This window comes from Neorhizobium sp. R1-B (assembly GCF_004368875.1).
In the GTDB taxonomy this organism is placed as follows: Bacteria; Pseudomonadota; Alphaproteobacteria; order Rhizobiales; family Rhizobiaceae; genus Neorhizobium; species Neorhizobium huautlense.
In genome coordinates, this window is sequence record NZ_SOEM01000001.1 from 442,809 (window position 1) to 461,357 (window position 18,549).

Annotated in this window: 19 protein-coding genes; 3 read left to right on the top strand and 16 right to left on the bottom strand. The window is 60.7% G+C overall.

The window, feature by feature from the left end; translation table 11 throughout:
* The first annotated feature begins 124 nt into the window (after nucleotides 1–124).
* Nucleotides 125–2,479 carry a methyl-accepting chemotaxis protein gene (locus tag EDE05_RS02075; RefSeq protein ID WP_112797477.1) on the top strand — a complete coding sequence of 785 codons (2,355 nt, stop codon included), beginning with the start codon at nucleotides 125–127 and terminating at the stop codon, nucleotides 2,477–2,479.
* Nucleotides 2,480–2,547: 68 nt separating this feature from the next.
* On the opposite strand, the gene EDE05_RS02080 is transcribed toward EDE05_RS02075, so the two are convergent.
* Entirely contained in the window at nucleotides 2,548–3,489 is a 942-nt protein-coding gene (locus EDE05_RS02080) for a nucleoside hydrolase (RefSeq protein ID WP_112797479.1), read from the bottom strand.
* A 197-nt stretch (nucleotides 3,490–3,686) separates the two neighbouring features.
* On the opposite strand from EDE05_RS02080, the gene EDE05_RS02085 reads away from it, so the two are divergent.
* Together EDE05_RS02085 and EDE05_RS02090 are read left to right on the top strand one after the other, a co-directional pair.
* Entirely contained in the window at nucleotides 3,687–4,115 is a 429-nt protein-coding gene (locus EDE05_RS02085; RefSeq protein WP_105370486.1) for an Hsp20 family protein, read from the top strand.
* A gap of 44 nt (nucleotides 4,116–4,159) precedes the next feature.
* A complete protein-coding gene (locus tag EDE05_RS02090; protein ID WP_105370485.1) occupies nucleotides 4,160–4,417 on the top strand; it encodes a DUF1150 family protein in 258 nt (85 codons plus the stop codon).
* A gap of 3 nt (nucleotides 4,418–4,420) precedes the next feature.
* Here the strand turns inward: EDE05_RS02090 and trmB are convergent, their stop codons facing one another.
* From trmB to trpS, 15 genes are all read right to left on the bottom strand, one after another.
* Nucleotides 4,421–5,122 (bottom strand): tRNA (guanosine(46)-N7)-methyltransferase TrmB, encoded by a 702-nt coding sequence (gene trmB, locus EDE05_RS02095; RefSeq protein WP_112797481.1) that lies wholly within the window; start codon nucleotides 5,120–5,122, stop codon nucleotides 4,421–4,423.
* Nucleotides 5,123–5,205: 83 nt separating this feature from the next.
* Nucleotides 5,206–6,465 carry a methionine adenosyltransferase gene (gene metK, locus EDE05_RS02100; protein WP_112797483.1) on the bottom strand — a complete coding sequence of 420 codons (1,260 nt, stop codon included), beginning with the start codon at nucleotides 6,463–6,465 and terminating at the stop codon, nucleotides 5,206–5,208.
* Nucleotides 6,466–6,655: 190 nt separating this feature from the next.
* On the bottom strand, nucleotides 6,656–7,072 hold the full coding sequence (locus tag EDE05_RS02105; RefSeq protein WP_105370482.1) for a helix-turn-helix transcriptional regulator: 417 nt from the start codon (nucleotides 7,070–7,072) through the stop codon (nucleotides 6,656–6,658).
* Between the two features lie 152 nt (nucleotides 7,073–7,224).
* The gene (gene lnt / locus EDE05_RS02110; protein ID WP_112797485.1) at nucleotides 7,225–8,826 is read right to left on the bottom strand and encodes an apolipoprotein N-acyltransferase; all 1,602 of its coding nucleotides are present in this window, start codon (nucleotides 8,824–8,826) and stop codon (nucleotides 7,225–7,227) included.
* Between the two features lie 89 nt (nucleotides 8,827–8,915).
* Nucleotides 8,916–10,094: a hemolysin family protein gene (locus tag EDE05_RS02115; protein ID WP_134099674.1), complete on the bottom strand. Its 1,179-nt coding sequence runs from the start codon at nucleotides 10,092–10,094 to the stop codon at nucleotides 8,916–8,918.
* A 10-nt stretch (nucleotides 10,095–10,104) separates the two neighbouring features.
* The gene (gene ybeY, locus EDE05_RS02120; protein WP_134099678.1) at nucleotides 10,105–10,614 is read right to left on the bottom strand and encodes an rRNA maturation RNase YbeY; all 510 of its coding nucleotides are present in this window, start codon (nucleotides 10,612–10,614) and stop codon (nucleotides 10,105–10,107) included.
* Nucleotides 10,615–10,631: 17 nt separating this feature from the next.
* Entirely contained in the window at nucleotides 10,632–11,687 is a 1,056-nt protein-coding gene (locus tag EDE05_RS02125) for a PhoH family protein (RefSeq protein WP_105370478.1), read from the bottom strand.
* A 23-nt stretch (nucleotides 11,688–11,710) separates the two neighbouring features.
* Nucleotides 11,711–13,132 carry a tRNA (N6-isopentenyl adenosine(37)-C2)-methylthiotransferase MiaB gene (gene miaB, locus EDE05_RS02130; RefSeq protein ID WP_134099681.1) on the bottom strand — a complete coding sequence of 474 codons (1,422 nt, stop codon included), beginning with the start codon at nucleotides 13,130–13,132 and terminating at the stop codon, nucleotides 11,711–11,713.
* A 42-nt stretch (nucleotides 13,133–13,174) separates the two neighbouring features.
* Nucleotides 13,175–13,978 (bottom strand): lysophospholipid acyltransferase family protein, encoded by an 804-nt coding sequence (locus EDE05_RS02135; protein WP_105370476.1) that lies wholly within the window; start codon nucleotides 13,976–13,978, stop codon nucleotides 13,175–13,177.
* On the bottom strand, nucleotides 13,975–14,403 hold the full coding sequence (locus EDE05_RS02140) for a Fur family transcriptional regulator (protein ID WP_105370475.1): 429 nt from the start codon (nucleotides 14,401–14,403) through the stop codon (nucleotides 13,975–13,977). Before EDE05_RS02140 ends, EDE05_RS02135 begins: the two co-directional genes overlap by 4 nt.
* A 39-nt stretch (nucleotides 14,404–14,442) precedes the next feature.
* Nucleotides 14,443–14,937: an N-acetyltransferase gene (locus tag EDE05_RS02145; protein ID WP_134099683.1), complete on the bottom strand. Its 495-nt coding sequence runs from the start codon at nucleotides 14,935–14,937 to the stop codon at nucleotides 14,443–14,445.
* 8 nt (nucleotides 14,938–14,945) lie between these two features.
* On the bottom strand, nucleotides 14,946–15,605 hold the full coding sequence (gene tsaB / locus EDE05_RS02150; RefSeq protein WP_134099686.1) for a tRNA (adenosine(37)-N6)-threonylcarbamoyltransferase complex dimerization subunit type 1 TsaB: 660 nt from the start codon (nucleotides 15,603–15,605) through the stop codon (nucleotides 14,946–14,948).
* A gap of 18 nt (nucleotides 15,606–15,623) precedes the next feature.
* Entirely contained in the window at nucleotides 15,624–16,190 is a 567-nt protein-coding gene (locus EDE05_RS02155) for a NifU family protein (protein ID WP_105370472.1), read from the bottom strand.
* A 167-nt stretch (nucleotides 16,191–16,357) separates the two neighbouring features.
* Nucleotides 16,358–16,849, bottom strand: coding sequence for a universal stress protein (locus EDE05_RS02160; RefSeq protein ID WP_105370471.1), 492 nt, complete (start codon nucleotides 16,847–16,849; stop codon nucleotides 16,358–16,360).
* A gap of 123 nt (nucleotides 16,850–16,972) precedes the next feature.
* Nucleotides 16,973–18,037 carry a tryptophan--tRNA ligase gene (gene trpS, locus EDE05_RS02165; RefSeq protein WP_134099689.1) on the bottom strand — a complete coding sequence of 355 codons (1,065 nt, stop codon included), beginning with the start codon at nucleotides 18,035–18,037 and terminating at the stop codon, nucleotides 16,973–16,975.
* Between the last annotated feature and the right edge of the window lie 512 nt (nucleotides 18,038–18,549).

An 18,549-nucleotide genomic window follows, 5' to 3' on the forward strand; every position in this document is an offset into this window, starting at 1 on the left:
ATCCCTAGGGTGGCACCATCACCTCCGCGGAACGCCTTGCCTTCCGCGAGCGGCCTCATGACGGGGCAAATCGGATAAAGGTGAATTTTCCCCTCCGTAATGCTCATTGCGAGGCGCGCGCCCCATGTTCCCGTTGAAGATCCGATCCCTTTCCACGAAACTCATCCTGGTCACGAGCCTGGCGATAGCTCTCGTCCTTGTGCTCTCCAATCTTTTCCTGATCTCGCAGACCCGGAGCCGCGTTTCAACGCTGACCATGGCGCAGGCCGAGGCGGAAGCGCGCTCGATCGCCAATGAGGTCGCCGTCGAAATCGGCCAGCTCGCCGGTGCCGCCCGTTCGATTGCCGGCGTAATCGGTCGCGGCCATGCCGGCGGCTACCTCGACCGCAAGGGTGTCGTCGACGCCCTCAAGGCCAATCTGGAGCAGAATGTCTTCGCCTACGGAAGCTGGTTCGCCGAGGCGCCGGGAACATTCGACGGCAAAAATGCGGATCTCGTGAACAACAAGGAGATGGGCGGCAACAAGAAGGGCGAACTTGCGCCCTATTGGACGAAGAGCCGCACCGGGGAGATCGCCTACAGCGTCTTCGACATTGATACGCAAGCGGAATGGTATTCGCTGGCCGCCAATTCGAAGAAGGGTTCACTGACCCAGCCATACGTGGAAAGCACGACGGGCGACGCTACCGCCATGAGTTCGGTTGCCTATCCGGTTATGTCCGGCTCCAAATTTCTCGGCGTCGCAGGCCTCGATGTCTCGCTTTCGACCCTGTCGAAGAAGCTGCAGGCCATGCGGCCTTTCGGTTCCGGCCGCGTTCTCCTCGTGTCCCAGGGCGGCAAGTGGATCGTTCCGGTCAATGCCGACAAGCTGATGAAGCCGGTGGAAGGGGAGAAGGCCAGCGAGCTTCTCGCCGCCTTGAAGGCGAACACGCCTCTGCAGCTCACCAATCTGACTGCTGACGCTCCGGAGGCCTACGAGCGCGTCGTTTATCCCTTCACCGTGCCGGATCTCAACGCCACATGGGCCATCGTTCTTGACGTGCCGCATAGCGTCATCGCGGCGCCTGTCCAGGATCAGACGTGGATGATGGTCCTCGGTGGCCTGATCATTATGGGTGCCTGCATCGCGACCCTCTATTTCGGCAGCACCGTGTTCGTGCGCCGTCCTCTGGGCGCGCTCCTCGGCAGCGTCGATCTGCTCAGCAAGGGCCGTTACGAGAAGCCGGTCGAAGGCCAGGACCGCTCCGATGAGATCGGCTCCCTCTCCTCGTCGCTCGAAGGCTTCCGCCACACGCTTGCCGATAGCCGCCGGCTGGAAACCGAAGCCGAGGCACAGCGCAAAGCCGCCGAAAGCGAGCGGACACGGTCGGAAAGCGAGCGTGAGGCGAATGCCAACGAGCAGCAGCGCATTGTTGCATCGCTTGCCAGGGGCTTGTCCGAACTGTCCAACGGCAACCTCGGCTACCGGGTCGAGGAAGAGTTTCCGGGCGAATATGCAAAGCTGAAGACCGATTTCAACAGGGCTCTGGAGAGCCTCGAAGATACGATCGCCACCGTCAATTCGACCGTGCACAATATCGGCAACGGCACCCGCGAAATTGCTTCCAGCGCGCAGGATCTGTCGCGCCGGACGGAACAGCAGGCGGCGAGCCTCGAAGAGACCGCCGCCGCACTGAACGAGCTCACCGCGCAGGTGAATTCGAGCGCCGAGAATGCCGGCTCCGCCGCCTCGACCGTCAATCTGGCCTGCGACGACGCGGAAAAGTCGGGCGAAGTGGTGCAAAAGGCCGTCGCCTCGATGCAGGGCATTGCGCAGTCGTCACAGGAGATCTCCCGCATTATCGGCGTGATCGATGAAATCGCCTTCCAGACCAACCTGCTTGCGCTCAATGCAGGCGTCGAAGCGGCCCGCGCCGGCGAAGCGGGCAAGGGCTTCGCCGTCGTTGCTCAAGAGGTCCGTGAACTGGCACAGCGCTCCGCCAACGCGGCCAAGGAGATCAAGGCGCTTATCAACGCCTCGACTATGCAGGTCGGCGAGGGTGTTGAACTTGTCGGCAGGGCGGGCGACGCGCTGCAGAAGATTGCCGTACAGGTCATGCAGATCAACGGCCTGATCCGTCAGATCTCCGCATCGGCCAGCGAGCAGGCGACCGGCCTCAAGGAGATCAACTCCGCCGTCAACCAGATGGACCAGGTCACCCAGCAGAATGCCGCGATGGTGGAAGAAACCACGGCGGCGAGCTCCGTGCTCAGCAACGAAGCGGAAACCCTCCGCTCCCTCGTCGCGCGCTTCCGGGTCTCTGCCGGAGTGGGCGGAGTTGCTCATGCCGCGCCTCAGGCTCTGCGCCAGGTTGCCCGCTCGCTGCGGGAGCCCCCAGCCAGTCCGGCGGCTCCGGTGCCTGCACGCGCAAAACCTGTCGCCAAGGCTGCGGTTTCGCACGGATCGGCCGCTGTCGCCGACGAGTGGGAAGAGTTCTGATCGCGCACGCGGCGTCTTTGAGCCAAGCCGCCGGGTGGTTATCCGGCGGCCTTTTCGTTACCGGCCGCTCAAAGCCGGGCCACACGTTCCGTCAGGAGATCGAAAAAGCCGTCGGCATCCACATTCCGCATGACTTTCGCGTTCGGCTTGCGGTCGGAAACCCGCCACCAGTCCACTACGGTCATTCCGACCGTCAGTTCTGATTGGGTCTCGATCTCGACATTGCAGTCGCGGCCCGAAAAAAGGTCCGGCTTCAGCAGATAGGCAATCACCGTCGGGTCATGCAGCGGCCCGCCATCGGACCCGTATTTTTCCACGTCGAACCGCTCGAAAAAGGCCAGCCAATCGACCAGAACCTGTGCCGGCCGCGTGCCCAAAGCGGCGATTTTCGCCACGCGGGCCTTGGTGGTCAGAAGCTGGTGCGTCACGTCGAGCGGCATCATGACGATCGGCATGCCCGAGGAGAAGACCGTCTTTGCCGCTTCCGGATCGACGAAGATGTTGAACTCGGCTGCGGGGGTGATGTTGCCTCCTTCGAAGAAGCCGCCGCCCATCATCACCAGTTCCTTGACACGCGAGGCTATGTCGGGGGCTTTCTGCAGCGCCAGAGCCACGTTGGTGAGCGGGCCAAGCGTGCAGACCGTTACCGTTCCTGCAGGTTCGGAACGGAGCGTCTCGATGATGAAATCGACAGCGTGCTGATCGCGGACCGGCATGGTCGGTTCCGGCAGTTCAGCACCGTCCAGGCCGGTCCGGCCATGGACATGCTCAGCCGTCACCGGTGGGCGGACCGTCGGCTTCTTCGCTCCCTCATAAACCGGGGCATCCGGCTTTCCGCACAATTCGCAGACAATCCTCAGATTGCGGCTCGTATAGGAAAGCGGCACATTTCCGGCGACGGCGCAAAGCCCCAGGACCTCGATCTCCTCAGGGCTTGCAAAGGCCAGCATGATGGCTGCCGCATCGTCCTGGCCTGGGTCGGTATCGATAATGATCTTTCTACTCTGCATGTTTAGCCCCTTAATTTGCCGGGGTTTGTTGGCCTCGGGGTAATGCCTTGTCAAGTGCGCCCGGACAGTGGCAGATCAGTGTTTCCGGACCAGCCTCACGATCCTTGCGGTCTCCGCGGCCGCTCCCCATATAGATTTTCGAGTTGATGCGCCGACTTCCGGGCATCGGCATGGTCGCTTGTTGCAAGGACTGGATAATGAGCCGAATAACGCCGTTTGCGAGCCCGCTGCTTCTGGGCTTCGACGCCATGGAAAAGACCCTCGAACGCCTTGCAAAGGCCAACGACGGATATCCTCCTTACAATATCGAGCGCATTCTCCCAGATGCCGCCGGCAATCCGGAGCGCCTGCGCATCACGCTGGCGGTTGCGGGGTTTTCGGAAGCCGAACTTGAGGTGATGACGGAGGAGAACCAGCTCGTCATCCGGGGCCGGCAAGTGGAGCAGGCCGAGCGCGATTATCTCTATCGGGGCATCGCGGCCCGCCAGTTCCAGCGCGTATTCGTGCTGGCCGACGGAATGCAGGTCTCAGGTGCCGGACTCAAGAACGGACTTCTCTCGATCGACCTCATCCGTCCGGAGCCGGCGCGTATGGTGCGAAAAATTAACATTTCCGTCTCAGAGTAGGTCAACGGCGGTAATGCCGTTGCATCCTCACCATGGAGGCTGGAATGCTCCTGAAAGAAGCGAATACGCGTTTGACGCAGTCCGAACTTGCTCACCTGGGCGCTGGAGAGGTCGGATACATTCGCAAGATGCGGTCGGACGAAGTGTCCCGCTGTTTCCCCGAAGCCCCCGAAATCGACCCCAGTCTTGATCTTTGGGCTCTGTTCGGTGCCGATGGCACACCGATCCTCCTGACGGACAACCGTTCCAGCACCTTTTTCAAGGCTGCTGAAGACGATCTGAAGACCGTCAGCCTGCACTGACCTTCAGATTTTGCGAAACGTCAGGTAGGCCGAGGAACGGCCTTCGCGGCGGGCCTTGTTTTCGTATCGTGTACCCGGCCAGCCGGCGAAGGGTGTTAGCCAGTCGGACGATTGTTCCGCCAGCCACTTGAAGCCTCCGTGGTTGCGGCAGTGGATCAGCGTCCAATTGACGTATGTGTCGATATCGGACGCAAAGCAGAACAGGCCGCCCGGCTTCAATACGCGGTGGAAGCGGTCGAGGTTGACTTGCGAGACGAACCGCCTCTTCCAATGTTTCCGCTTCGGCCAGGGGTCCGGATAGAGCAGATCGATGCGATCGAGCGATACGTCCGGCAGCCAGTCCAGCGCCTGGGTGGCGTCATCGTCGTAAACGCGGATATTCTTCAGCTCCAGCTCATCGACCCGCGACAGAAGCTTGGCCATCGAATTGACGAAGGGCTCGATGCCGATGAAGCCTGTCTTCGGATTTTCCTGGGCGCGATGGATGAGGTGCTCGCCGCCGCCAAAACCGATCTCCAGCCGTAGATCCTCCACCGGCACGGGGAAAAGCTCCGACAACCGCGCGGGTGCTTCGTTCTGAAGATCAAGCTTCAAGGCCGGCAGCAGCGTCGCCATGCCTTCTGCCTGCCGCTCGCGCAGCGGCTTTCCCTTTCGACGGCCGAAGAAGGCTTCGGTGGCGCGACTGGGGTGCTGCTGTCCGGTCATGGGCTATCTCTCATGATAAAAGCGGGCGTCTCGCTCGCGAGACACCCGCTTTACAGTCTTCTTGAACGATCCGTAAAGGCCGATCAGGCGGCTTCCAGCGTCTCTTCCTTCAGCGCTTCCTTCAGGGGCTTCACGAGATCGGTCTTCTCCCAGGAGAAGGAACCGTCGCGGCCGGCCTTGCGGCCGAAGTGGCCATAGGCGGATGTTTTCGCGTAGATCGGCTTGTTGAGATCGAGGTGCCGGCGAATGCCCGACGGCGAAAGATCCATGACCTTGCGGATTCCGGCTTCGACCTGGTCTTCCGTGACGCCCTTGCCGGTGCCGTGCAGATCGACATAGATCGACAGCGGCTGCGCGATGCCGATCGCGTAGGAGAGCTGGATGGTGCAGCGGTCGGCAAGGCCGGCGGCAACCACGTTTTTGGCAAGATAACGGGCTGCGTAGGCAGCCGAGCGGTCAACCTTGGTCGTGTCCTTGCCGGAGAATGCGCCACCGCCGTGGGGTGCGGCACCGCCATAGGTGTCGACGATGATCTTGCGACCGGTCAGGCCGGCATCTCCGTCTGGACCGCCGATGACGAACTTGCCGGTGGGGTTGATGTACCACTTGCAGTCCTGCGCGATCTTCAGATCACCCAGCGCCTCGCGGATATAGGGCTCCACCACCTGGCGGACCTTCTTGGAATCCCAGCTCTCGTCGAGATGCTGCGTCGACAGAACGATGGAATCGACACAGGATGGCTTACCGTTTTCATAACGAACGGTCACCTGGCTCTTGGCGTCCGGGCCGAGCTTGGCGGCGTCGCCTTCGCCCTTCTTGCGGGCAGCAGCGAGAAGCTGAAGGATCTTGTGGGAATAGTAGATCGGCGCCGGCATGAGGTCCGGGGTTTCCTTGCAGGCGTAACCGAACATGATGCCCTGGTCGCCGGCACCTTCGTCGCCCTGCTTGTCGGCAGCGCTGTCCACACCCTGTGCGATGTCGGCCGACTGCGAATGCAGCAGCACGTCGATCTTCGCCGTCTTCCAGTGGAAGCCATCCTGCTCGTAGCCGATATCACGGATCGCCTTGCGTGCAGCGGACTTGAACTTGGAAGGATTGATGACGTCGTTGCCGTCCTTGTCCTTCTTCATCAGGCTCAGCGGCAGGCGGACTTCACCGGCAATCACAACGCGGTTGGTGGTCGCGAGCGTTTCGCAGGCGATGCGGACTGTCCACGGGTCGACGCCAGTCTTGGCGGCCTCGCGGTACACAAGATCCACGATTTCATCGGAAATACGATCACAGACCTTGTCCGGATGGCCTTCGGCAACGGACTCGCTGGTGAACAGGTAACTTGCGCGCATTATGGGAATTCCCCTCAAAGAAAGATACGGCCACGTGTTTAGTGATTTTTGCGCCCAAAAACAAGCGTACAACCACATAAATATATCTTTATGTGTGCATCCTAAAAAATCCTGCAACGGGCAGATCCAGCAAATAACCAACAAAAAAGCGGCCTTGAAGGCCGCGTTTCAGAGGTCGTGGCGATTCGCCTCACTCGGTTTCGGCTTCCGCCGCAAGCGCCTTGACCAGATCCACCAGACGACGCCGCACCTTCGGGTCTGCGATCTTTACGAAAGCCCGGTTGAGCTGCAGGCCTTCAGCGGAGGACAGGAAGTCCACGACATAGTTCGAGCTCGATGCTTCAGCCATGCCCCCCTGGCCGGAATGTTCGCCCGGAGCATCTTCGAAAAAGAAGGAAACCGGAACGTTCAGGATGCTCGATATGTTCTGCAGCCGGCTCGCACCGACCCGGTTGGTGCCTTTTTCGTATTTCTGGATCTGCTGAAAGGTGATCCCGAGGCTTTCGCCCAGCTTTTCCTGGCTCATTCCGAGCATGGTTCGGCGAAGGCGAATCCGGCTCCCGACATGAATGTCTATCGGGTTCGGCTTCTTCTTATTCTCAATCATAACGACGTCCTGTCGAGTTTGCTGTTCAATCCCCATAACCCGGTCTGCGTGTATGCTACGCTTCGTAAGATTGGTCACAACAAGCTCAACCTGAAAAGCATAACGGGCGCGACGAGAGGCTAAAGCCACTATGCATTTTTAGGGGTTTTTGGTCAATTCTTTCGAAAATTAAAACCAGTGCGCGAGACGACTGCAATCAGCAACATAAATGCCATGAGCAACCAGAAGTAATTTATGCGTGTTTCGCTGTCCCAATGCGATACCGGATCACCTCCGACGGTTGCATCCATAACGCCTTTCTGATTGTAACCTAAACCGGCTACGACTCTTCCGTATGGATCGACAACCGCTGAAATGCCGGTATTTGCCGCACGAATCAGAGGCCGACCGCTCTCGACGGCGCGTATCCGGGCCTGTTGAAAATGCTGATATGGACCGGGCGTAGCGCCGAACCAGCCGTCATTAGTGACATTCAACAACGCGCTCGTGCCCTCGACGTCAGAGCCGATCTCGTCGGCGAAGATGGCCTCGTAACAGACGAGCGGGTAAAAAGTCCTGCCGTCGGGGAGCGTCAGGAGCGCCCGCGCCGGCGCCGCCGTGAATCCGCCCGGCATGGCGATTGCGTCGGGAATGCCGATATTGCGCAGCAGATCCTCGTAGGGCACATATTCGCCGAACGGCACGAGATGCACCTTGTCCGACGCAGATATGATCTGGCCGTTGCTGTCGATCGCATAGATGGAATTGTAGAAGCGAGGTGACCGGCCGGCGCCCGCGTCTTCCGAACGCACGGCCCCCGTTATCAGGACCTGCCCGTCCTCAAGAACTTCCGCAATCCGGCTCAGCGCGTCGGGATTCTGGGTGAGAATGAACGGCACGGAGGTCTCCGGCCAGACAATCAGATCCGGCCGCTTGCCGTTATTTTCGGGCGGCAGGGCCGAAAGCGAAAGATGCTCCTCGAAGATCGCCGCCCGCTCCCTATCGTCGAGCTTACGGGCCTGATCGATCACCGGCTGGACGATGCGAACCGTCATCTGGCTCGCGGCGGCTGGCGCCGGGATACGGTCGGCAATGTACAGCCGGTAACCGCCGAAGCCGAGGTGAGCGCAAAACAGCACCGCAGCCGCGGCCAGGCCGGTGCGCATGCCTTTTCGCGTGCCGACGAGGGCCGGCGCCGAAAAAACAAAGACGGCAAGCACGGTGACGCCGCCGATGCCCAACACCGCAGAGGATTGCATCATCAAAGGCATGGGCATCGCCCCGTAACCGACGGCATTCCAGGGAAAACCGGTCGCGACGAAGCCACGCAGCCATTCCGCCAGACCGAAGCTGAAGGCGAGCGCCGCGATCCGGCCGACGCCATCGGACCAGAGAAGGCGGGCGACCGATGTGGCAAAGCCATAAAACAAAGCGAGATAGGCAGGCAGACCAAGGACCGCCAGGGGCAGCGCCCAGGCAAAATCGTCCGCCTCCACCAGGAGCGCGTTGCCCAGCCACCAGAGACCGGCGACGAAATAACCGAACCCGAAAACCCAGCCGAGCAGGAAGTCGGCACGCAAGCGGGGCCAAACCCCGCCCGCCGGATTACCGGTCGAACCGTCCATCAGCCAGACGAGCAGCGTGAAGGAGATGAAAAAGGTGGCGAAGAATCCGACCGGCGGCAGGGCCGAGGCACCGATCGCCCCGGCTAGAAAAGCGACGATGACGCGCGGAAAGCCCCAAAGAAGCATGATCCTGCCCGCCAGCCGCTCCATATCGTCCCCTTTTTCCCCGAATCAGCCGCCGCAGTCTCCCAAAAAACGGCCGACTTGTCGTGAGCCAAAGAGACCGAACGCCCGGGCTGCTATTGATGAGGCCGTTCCGCCTCGCGGGTTGATGGAGGCGGCAATACGGCAGGCGCCGTCTGGTCGGCAAGGAGCAGATCTGCCTCGCCCTTCGGACGGCGGCGGGCGAGAGCGCGCTTGCGCATGATGCGCACACGCTTGATGCGGCGGGGATCCGCGTCAAGGATCTGGAATTCGAAGCCGGAAACCGCCTGCACCACTTCTCCACGGACCGGAATGCGGCCGAGAGCCGAGAAGATCAGTCCGCCCAGCGTATCGACGTCGTCCAGGCGATCCCGGATATCGAAATCCGAGCCGATCGCCTTGGCGATTTCTTCAAGCTCGATGCGGGCATCGGCGACGAAAACGTCGTCGCCGGCGCGGGAGAACATGACCTCCTCGTTGTCATGTTCGTCTTCGACGTCGCCGATCACCATCTCGACGATATCCTCATGCGAAACAAGGCCGTCGGTGCCGCCATATTCGTCGATCACGAGCGCAAGCTGCGTACGCGCCGCCTGCATGCTCTGCAGCAGATCGGAGGCCAGCATGGATGGCGGCACGAACAGGATCTTCCGGATGAGCCCGGCCTCGGCCACCGTTTGCTCGAGATCGACGCGGCCGAGATCGAAGGCCGGCCTCGGCGTGCGGATCTGCTTTTCCGCCTTTTCCGGTTTGTCGGTCGAAAGCGGCATCGGCTGAGCCGGCGCCGCCCGCGCGCTGACGCGCCGCTTGTTGCGGGCCTGCTTTGCGAGATAGGAGAGGAGATCCCGGATATGCACAAAACCACGGGCGTCGTCGAGATTGTCGCCGTAGACCGGCATGCGCGAACGCCCGGTCTCCTCGAAATGGATCATCAATTCGCCGATCGTCATGTTCATGTCGACCGCTTCGATATCGGCGCGCGGTACCATGAGATCCTCGACGCGAACTTCGCGGAAGCGGAGGATATTGTGCAGCATCGCCCGTTCCTCGGGCGAAAAGGCATTGCTGACATTGGTATCGGTCAGCAGCGCGTCGGCGAGATCTTCGCGAAGCTTCTCGCCTTGCGATGGACGCAGCAGCCTGAGGACGCGCGACCAGAATGTATTATGCGATCTGGGCTGGTGTTCGGATCGTGACGGACTACTGCCCTCTTCCGAGGAACTGGTGTCGGCGTCCTTGCCCTCGCGGGCAACATTGCTCGAAAAATCGTTCATAGGTCCAATACTATACTATCGGGTCCTGCCCCGCATAGGGGTCAGATAGGCCGAGCTTCGCCAAAATGCGAGTCTCCAGCGCTTCCATTTTCTCCGCTTCGTCCGCCTGCATATGGTCGTAACCGAACAGATGCAGGAAACCGTGGACCAGCAGATGGGTCAGATGATCCTCGAAAGTCTTGTCAAGATCAACCGCTTCCCGTTCGACAGTCTCGCGTGCGATGACGATGTCGCCAAGCATCGGCCCCGGCATCTTGCCCGGCGCCAAAGGAAACGCGGGGAAGGACAGGACATTGGTCGGCTTGTCCTTGCCGCGCCATTCGGCGTTGATTTCCTGGATGGAGGCGTCATTGGTGAAGACCAGCGAAAGTTCCGGCGCGGTTTTCGGGAACGGCTGCACTTCCTCCTTCGAGAGGAGATCGGCGGCGACGCCGAGGGTTTTTTCGCTCAGGGCCAGGAGAGCTGACTCGCCAGGCCAACCCTCTTCTTCGACGCTGATCTGGATATCCAAACTCGGCATGAACTGCGGCTTCGATCTCAACGATCGAAGTCCTCGCTTTCCTCGTGAACGGCATATTGCGCGTCATAGGCCTTGACGATCCGGCCGACCAGCGGGTGACGGACGACATCGGTATCCTTGAAGCGGATGACGGAAATGCCTTCCACGCCCTTCAGCACCTGCAGCGCCTCGACCAGTCCCGACTTGACGCCTCGCGGCAAATCGATCTGGCTCGGATCGCCCGTGACGATCATCCGGGAATTCTCGCCCAGACGCGTCAGAAACATCTTCATCTGCATCGACGTGGTGTTCTGAGCCTCGTCCAGGATAACCGCGGCATTCGCAAGCGTCCGGCCGCGCATGAAGGCGAGCGGCGCAATCTCGATGACGCCGGCGGTGATCGCCCGCTCCACCTTGTCGCCCGGCATCATGTCGTAGAGCGCGTCGTACAGAGGCCTGAGATAGGGATCGACCTTTTCCTTCATGTCGCCCGGCAGGAAGCCGAGGCGCTCGCCGGCTTCGACGGCCGGGCGGGACAGGATGATCTTGTCGACGGCGCCGCGCTCCAGAAGCTGGGCGGCATGGGCGACAGCAAGATAGGTCTTGCCCGTGCCGGCAGGGCCGACCCCAAGAACAAGCTCCGATCTTTCCAGCGCGCGCATATAGGCGTCCTGGGTGGGAGTGCGCGCCGCAATCGTCTTCTTGCGGGTGGAAATTTGAGCCATCGACAACTTGGCTTTACGCTCCAACGTGGGAAGAGTGAGCTGATCGTCGGCCGCCTGCGCCATGCGGATAGCACCTTCAACGTCGGATACTTCCACAGAGCCGCCTTTCTGAAGCCGGTCGTAAAGAAAATCCAGAGCCCGGCGGGCCTGGTTGGTGGCGGTCAGGTCGCCGGAAATGGCGACCGAATTGCCGCGTGGACGGGCATCGATATGCAGCCGCTCCTCGAGAAGCTTCAAATTCTGGTCGAACTGTCCGAAAAGCTCGCTTGCGAACCTGTTGTTCTCGAACGTCAGGACGAAGTGATTGGCGTCGGTCACGGCGGATCGGGGTTGGCGCGCGGGTGAAGAAACCAATTCATGTCCGTTCAAGCAGGCAAGCTCCTATTCTTGGTTCAGGGCCCGATTAAACTCTCTGCCGGTTCGGCAAACAAGCTGTTTGGGCCGGTTCCGATGATTCGCACCTTAACAATGTCACCGATTTGCGAAGTTTTTGCATCAACATTCACAGACTGGAGCCATGGAGAACGTCCAATAACTTGTCCGGGCATGCGGCCGGGCTTTTCCAGCAACAGGTCGATGACCTTTCCAACGCAGGATTTGGCGAAGTCGGCCTGCTGTTTCAAGAGCAAGGCCTGCAATCTTTCGAGCCTTTCGGCCTTCACGTCCTCCGGAACCTGATCGGACAGATCCGCGCCGGGGGTGCCTGGACGGGTGGAGTACTTGAAGGAAAAGGCCTGGGCATAGTGCACGTCTTCGACAATGCGTAGCGTATCTTCAAAATCCTGATCGGTCTCTCCCGGAAATCCGACGATGAAATCGCCGGACATCGCGATATCCGGACGGACAGTGCGTATGCGCTCGACGAGACGGAGATACTCCGCCGCCGTGTGACGCCGGTTCATGGCCTTGAGGATACGATCCGATCCCGACTGCACAGGCAGGTGGAGATAGGGCATCAGCGCACGCAGATCGCGATGCGCCTCGATCAGCTTGTCGTCCATGTCGCGCGGATGGCTCGTCGTATAACGCAGCCGCGCCAGTCCGGGGATTTCCGCCAATCTGTAGAGAAGATCGCCGAGGCTCCATTCGCCCTTTTCGCCTTCAGAGCGCCAGGCGTTGACGTTCTGGCCGAGAAGCGTGATCTCGCGGACACCCGCATCCACCAGCCGCCGGGCTTCGTCCAAAATCTGCTGCACCGGCCGCGAAACTTCCGAACCCCGCGTGTAAGGAACCACGCAGAAGGTGCAGAACTTGTCGCAGCCCTCCTGCACCGTCAGGAAAGCGGTCACGCCGCGGGCGCGGATCTTTGCCTTTTCCGTTACCGGCAGATGTTCGAACTTGTCCTCGACCGCATATTCGGTGTCGACCACGCGGTTACCGGCCCGCGCGCGCTTCAGCGCTTCCGGCAGCCGATGATAGGTTTGAGGGCCGATAACGACATCGACGGCGGGGGCGCGGCGGAGGATTTCCTCTCCTTCGGCCTGCGCGACGCAGCCCGTCACGCCGATCATCAGTTCCTTGCCCTCAGCGGCCCTTGCCTTCTTCATGTCTCGCAGACGCCCGAGCGCCGAATAGACCTTGTCTGACGCCTTTTCGCGGATATGGCAGGTATTGAGGAGGATCAGGTCCGCCTCACCCATCTCTTCGGTCGCCACATAGCCATCGCCTGCCAGCGCATCGGTCATGCGGCCGGAATCGTAGACGTTCATTTGACAGCCGTAGGTCTTGATGAAGACCTTGCGGCTGTTGGTGCGCTCATTCTGACGCGCTGGCGGCTCGTCGGCCGGAACTGAGAGGGAGACGTGTTCGTTCATGCGGGCTCTTTACCGCAAGAGGGCCGGGAAATGAAGCATTTCCTACATGCCTTCATAGTCGCGGCCGCGCAGGTGCCTGATCAGCATGCGCCGGATGCGGCTGGTGATTGCCTGGCTCAGATGTTTGCGATTGTCCCCGGTGCGGAAATCCACCGTTTCGCCGAACGCCACATCGACATCGAGCGCGCCTTCCTTCAGCACGCCCATCAGATGCGGGACGAGTTCGATATCGCCCGGCCAAGCCGCGATCGGCCGGTGGAAGCGGCCCATCGCCATGCCATGCACACGGGTATAGGCGAGCGCCACCGGCTGGACATGCACGACGCCTCCGGACGTGTAAGGCGCCGCGGCGGCCGCCGCTCCAAAGAGCGACGATTTGACCTCCATGAGCCGGTTGCCGTCCGATGTCGTGCCCTCGGGAAAAAGCACTACGATCTCGCCTGCCTTCATCCGCTCGGCAATCTCGTTTACCTGCTCTCCCGTCCGACGCTTCTGCTCGCGGGCGATGAAAATGCTCTTCTGGAGCTTTGCCAGGGTGCCGAAAATCGGCCAGTCGGCAACTTCCGCCTTTGCGATATAGACGACATCCGCCACCGCGCCGAGCACCAGAATGTCCTTCCATGACACATGGTTGGAGGCGAGCATCAGCGGCCGGCGGTACTCGAGATGCCCGTGTACGTGGATGCGGATCCCGAGCAACCAGCAGGCTGCCCTGTGCCAGTAGCGCGGGACGCGACGCCGGATCTTGAGGTCGAAGAGGAGGCCAACCAGCTGGAACGGCAAAAGGATCAGCGTGACTGCGAAGAGGGAGACGACAATGAGGCCGATCCGCAGCCAGGTTATCACTTATCGTCCTTGTCGAGCGGGATGCCGTAAAGCTCCAGCCGATGGCCGACGAGGCGGAAGCCGTGCTCGCGGGCAATTCGCTCCTGCAGCGCTTCGATTTCCGCCGAGCGGAATTCGATGACATTGCCGGTAGTGAGGTCGATCATGTGGTCGTGATGTTCTTCCGGCACGGTTTCATAACGCGAGCGGCCATCGCGAAAATCATGCCTTTCGATAATCCCCTCGTCCTCGAACAGCTTGACGGTGCGATAGACAGTCGAGATCGAGATACGCGGATCGACTTTGGAGGAGCGGCGGTAAAGTTCCTCGACATCCGGATGGTCGGCGGATTCCTGCAGGATACGGGCAATCACACGACGCTGGTCCGTCATTCGCATGCCCTTTTCCGCACACAGCTCCTCCAGGGTTTTGGAAAGGTCTGTCATGTCGTTTGGCCTCGAAACGTTCCAGTCTGAAGTTAGGGACTAACGAAGAACGCGGCTCATGACAAGCGCCGCGGATCGTGTCCCATCCGTCCCCGCATAATAGGCCGGCCGTTCCCCGACCTTCTCGAAACCGAGCTTGCGATAAAGTCCGACCGCCCCACGGTTTGCGGCCTCGACCTCGAGAAACATACTCTCACCGCCGCGGGCTGCGGCCTCCCTGAGGGCGGCCTGCATCAGCCGCCAGCCGAGCCCCTGCCTGCCGAACTTATCGTTCACCGCCAAAGTCAGGATTTCCGCTTCACCCGCCGCCTCGCGCGACAGGACAAAACCACCAAGCGGCTTCGAGAAGAAGGCATTGGTCTGGCGCGCCACGAAGCCGAAAACATTCTGCTGCAGGAGAAGGCTCTGAAACTCGCCGTCATTCCACTGGCGCGGAAACCGCTGACCGTGCAGCTGGGATATTTCCGGACAGTCGGCGACTTCCATCGGCACGATTTCGAAAAAGGGCTTCCAACTCAGGTAGTCGTCGAACATCGGAGCAGTCAGATATGTGCAAGGGCGAAGCCAGTCTGCGGCTTCGCATCGGGTCCGCGAAGATATAGCGGTTTCGGACGTTCCGCATCCAGCGGTTTTTCAGCACCGATACGGGCGACCATGGCGATATCGAACCGGTCGGAGCCGGCACCTTCGCCGCTGCCGGCGGAAGCGGCTGCACCCGAGCCGATGACCACGGCGGAGAAAGTCCGGGCAAGCCCGGCCACATTCTCGGCAGAAAGGGCCGCAGCCTGGTTGAGGGCCGTGCCTTCGCCGGAAAATGCCTGCGCATAAATCTCGTTGCGCTTGGCGTCCATGGCGGCGACCACCCCTTTGCCCGGATGTCCGGCCAGATAGCTGCGAGCCAGGACCTCCAGCGTGGTCACGCCGACGGAATCTACGCCGAGTGCCAAGGCAAGTCCGCGAGCCGCGGCCACCCCCACCCTGATGCCGGTAAAGGAGCCGGGGCCAATGACGACGACGATCCGACCCACCCTTTCAAGCGGGAGATTGGCTTCGAAAAGCGCCTGATCGATCACCGCCATCAGCCGTTCGGCATGGCCCTTGCCGATTGTTTCAGTAACGGCAGACAGGACCTTGCCCTCCGCGCTGTCAAACAGCGCAGCGGAACAATCCACCCCGGCGGTATCAATGGCCAAAACGATCATGCGGAGGAATCGGCGGGCTCAGAGAGCCTCGACCGCCTGCACTTCCGGAACGAAATGGCGCAGCAGGTTCTGCACACCGTGCTTCAGCGTTGCCGTCGAGGACGGGCAGCCAGAGCATGCGCCCTTCATGTTGAGATAGACGGTACCGTCGCGGAAACCTTTGAAGGTGATGTCGCCGCCATCCTGTGCGACGGCCGGGCGAACACGCGTCTCCAGCAACTCCTTGATCGTCGCAACGATGGTTTCGTCATCCTCGTCGAAGAACTCGCCTTCCTCGTCGGAGACTTCGGCAAGCGTGGAGGTGCCGCCCATGACCGGCTGACCCGACATGAAATGTTCCATGATCGAACCGAGGATCGCAGGCTTCAGGTGCTGCCATTCGGCGCTTTCCTTGGAGACGGTGATGAAATCGTAACCGAAGTAGACGCCGCTCACGCCGTTGATCGCGAAGAGGCGGGCAGCGAGCGGAGAGACTTCCGCCTCCGCAGCATTGCGGAAATCCGCCGTGCCCTTTTCCATGACCACCTTGCCCGGCAAGAACTTCAGGGTCGCCGGATTGGGTGTGGCTTCCGTCTGAATGAACATTTTGTTTCTCCCGGGCAATGTCGCCCCTGAAATTTAGAATTCTTCAAAAGAAGATAAGCCGTATCATCTTTTGGTTCAAGTGCGTCTTTACCATTTCGAGGTCAAGCGGGCTCTTTGTCTTGACGCGATCTCAGACGCAAAACCGCTGCACGTTTCCTCGAATTGTTCTAGCAAAGGGCGTCAATTTCCTCGGCCGTGAGCGTATCCGGGAGCACGGTAACTGGGATCGGGAAGGCCGCCGCCCGGCCGGCGATGGACGATACAAGCGGTCCCGGACCTTCCTTGGCGGAACCGGCAGCCAGGACGAGAATGGCGATATCGCGGTCCTCCTCGACCAGCTGATTGATCTGTTCCGTGGCACTGCCCTCGCGGATGACGATTTCCGGGTCGATGCCGATCGTTTCACGCACCCGCTGCGCCGCCTTCGCCATGACCGCTTCGGCCTCTTCCATCGCCTCGGCGCGCATGATCTGCTCGACGCCGAGCCACTGCTGGAAATCGCCTTCGGGAATCACGAACAGGAGAACCAAGCCTCCATTCGAATTCTTGGCGCGACGGCCGGCATAATGGACGGCCTTTTCGCATTCCGGCGTTCCATCGATGACCGCCATGAACTTGCGACGATGCCCTTCTAGCCGAGAAAGCCGTTTTGAAACCATGCTGCCCCCTCTTCGCCGGTTCACGACCGAAGCGGTCGCGATGGCGAACTTATACCAACAGCGAAAAATGAAAACCCGCCATGAAAGCCATGGCGGGTATGCAATCTTTCCGTGACGCCTGACTTATTTCAGAAAGCCGACGATATCGAAGACCTCGCCCATGACCTTCTCGGCCCGGGCGCGGGCGCGCTCGCCGCCATCGCGAAGGATCGCATCGATGTGGGTCGTATCGCCCAGAAGCCGCCGCATCTCGGCGGTAATCGGCGAAAGCACGCTGACCGCGAGATCGGCAAGCGCCGGCTTGAAGACCGAAAACTGCTGACCGCCGAACTCGGAAAGAATATCGGCCTTCGTCCTGTCAGCGAGCGCGGCATAGATGCCGACGAGATTGTCCGCTTCCGGGCGCCCCTTCAGTCCCTCGACATCGCTCGGCAGACCTTCAGGGTCGGTCTTGGCTTTGCGGATCTTCTTGGCGATCTCTTCCGGCTCGTCCATCAGGTTGATGCGCGAAAGATCCGACGGATCGGATTTCGACATCTTCTTGGTGCCGTCGCGCAGCGACATGACGCGCGGCGCCGGACCCTCGATCAACGGCTCGACCAGCGGGAAATAACCGTGGATCGGCTCCTCTCCGACGACCATGTCGACGCCGGTGCCGGTCGCGCGGATCTTCTCCTGGAAGTCGATATTGAACTTCTGGGCGATATCGCGCGCAAGCTCGAGGTGCTGCTTCTGGTCGTCGCCGACCGGCACATGGGTGGCGCGGTAAACGAGGATGTCGGCGGCCATCAGGCTCGGATAGGCCAAGAGGCCCAGCGAGGCGTTTTCGCGGTCCTTGCCGGCCTTGTCCTTGAACTGGGTCATGCGGTTCATCCAGCCGATGCGGGCGACGCAATTGAAGATCCAGGCAAGTTCGGCATGCTGAGGCACGGCCGACTGGTTGAAGACGATATGTTTCTTTGGGTCGATGCCCGAGGCGATAAAGGCTGCGGCGATGGAACGGATCTGGCCGCGAAGATCGTCATGGACGAGCTGGGCGGTGATCGCATGCAGGTCGACGACACAATAGATGCAGTCGTTGTTTTCCTGGAGTGCGACGAATTTGCGGATTGCGCCGAGATAATTGCCAAGATGGAGATTGCCGGTCGGTTGAACGCCGGAAAAAACAAGCGGCTTGAAGGAATTCATTATCGTCCTCGATAGGCTGGTGGAGGGCCCCAGGCCCGAAGGGCCATGTTGCTAACGCGCGGGCTTATGCACGGTGGAGGATGCGGGATCAAGGGGCGCGCGGGGCTTTATTTCAAGGCAGACTCGTCCCTTGGTGCTGTCGGGTTTTTTCTTTCGTCATCCTCGGCCTTGAGGCGAGGATCGGCCGGGACACGTCGTGTGCCTCGTATAAATTAGTTTAGGTGACACGCGACGTGTCCCGTTCGGTGTGTTTTTCCACGCAACTCCGGTTCCTCTGCGGCGACCCGTTTGTCGATGATGTTTATCAGGGCCGGTTTGTGTGCGACACACGCACGCCCCGCCGGTTCCGGCGAGAGGGGAACCATTTTCTGCGCAGCCCCTGACGATCCGCTTGCATAAGGGCGGTTCGCCAGATCACCGGTCCCGCCTCGCCGGTTATGCGGGCCGGTGTAGCCGAAGCGGGACGGGGAAATTCTAGGCGGAGCCGGCGCGGAAGGGGATGCGAGGGGATG

Coding starts and splice junctions, on each gene's coding strand:
- EDE05_RS02075 (WP_112797477.1), top strand. CDS start 125: ATGTTCCCGTTGAAGATCCGATCCCTTTCCACGAAACTCATCCTGGTC.
- trmB (WP_112797481.1), bottom strand. CDS start 5,122: ATGACCGGACAGCAGCACCCCAGTCGCGCCACCGAAGCCTTCTTCGGC.
- trpS (WP_134099689.1), bottom strand. CDS start 18,037: ATGAATTCCTTCAAGCCGCTTGTTTTTTCCGGCGTTCAACCGACCGGC.
- miaB (WP_134099681.1), bottom strand. CDS start 13,132: ATGAACGAACACGTCTCCCTCTCAGTTCCGGCCGACGAGCCGCCAGCG.
- EDE05_RS02080 (WP_112797479.1), bottom strand. CDS start 3,489: ATGCAGAGTAGAAAGATCATTATCGATACCGACCCAGGCCAGGACGAT.
- ybeY (WP_134099678.1), bottom strand. CDS start 10,614: ATGCCGAGTTTGGATATCCAGATCAGCGTCGAAGAAGAGGGTTGGCCT.
- EDE05_RS02140 (WP_105370475.1), bottom strand. CDS start 14,403: ATGACAGACCTTTCCAAAACCCTGGAGGAGCTGTGTGCGGAAAAGGGC.
- EDE05_RS02145 (WP_134099683.1), bottom strand. CDS start 14,937: ATGTTCGACGACTACCTGAGTTGGAAGCCCTTTTTCGAAATCGTGCCG.
- metK (WP_112797483.1), bottom strand. CDS start 6,465: ATGCGCGCAAGTTACCTGTTCACCAGCGAGTCCGTTGCCGAAGGCCAT.
- EDE05_RS02105 (WP_105370482.1), bottom strand. CDS start 7,072: ATGATTGAGAATAAGAAGAAGCCGAACCCGATAGACATTCATGTCGGG.
- tsaB (WP_134099686.1), bottom strand. CDS start 15,605: ATGATCGTTTTGGCCATTGATACCGCCGGGGTGGATTGTTCCGCTGCG.
- EDE05_RS02090 (WP_105370485.1), top strand. CDS start 4,160: ATGCTCCTGAAAGAAGCGAATACGCGTTTGACGCAGTCCGAACTTGCT.
- EDE05_RS02115 (WP_134099674.1), bottom strand. CDS start 10,094: ATGAACGATTTTTCGAGCAATGTTGCCCGCGAGGGCAAGGACGCCGAC.
- EDE05_RS02160 (WP_105370471.1), bottom strand. CDS start 16,849: ATGGTTTCAAAACGGCTTTCTCGGCTAGAAGGGCATCGTCGCAAGTTC.
- lnt (WP_112797485.1), bottom strand. CDS start 8,826: ATGGAGCGGCTGGCGGGCAGGATCATGCTTCTTTGGGGCTTTCCGCGC.
- EDE05_RS02085 (WP_105370486.1), top strand. CDS start 3,687: ATGAGCCGAATAACGCCGTTTGCGAGCCCGCTGCTTCTGGGCTTCGAC.
- EDE05_RS02155 (WP_105370472.1), bottom strand. CDS start 16,190: ATGTTCATTCAGACGGAAGCCACACCCAATCCGGCGACCCTGAAGTTC.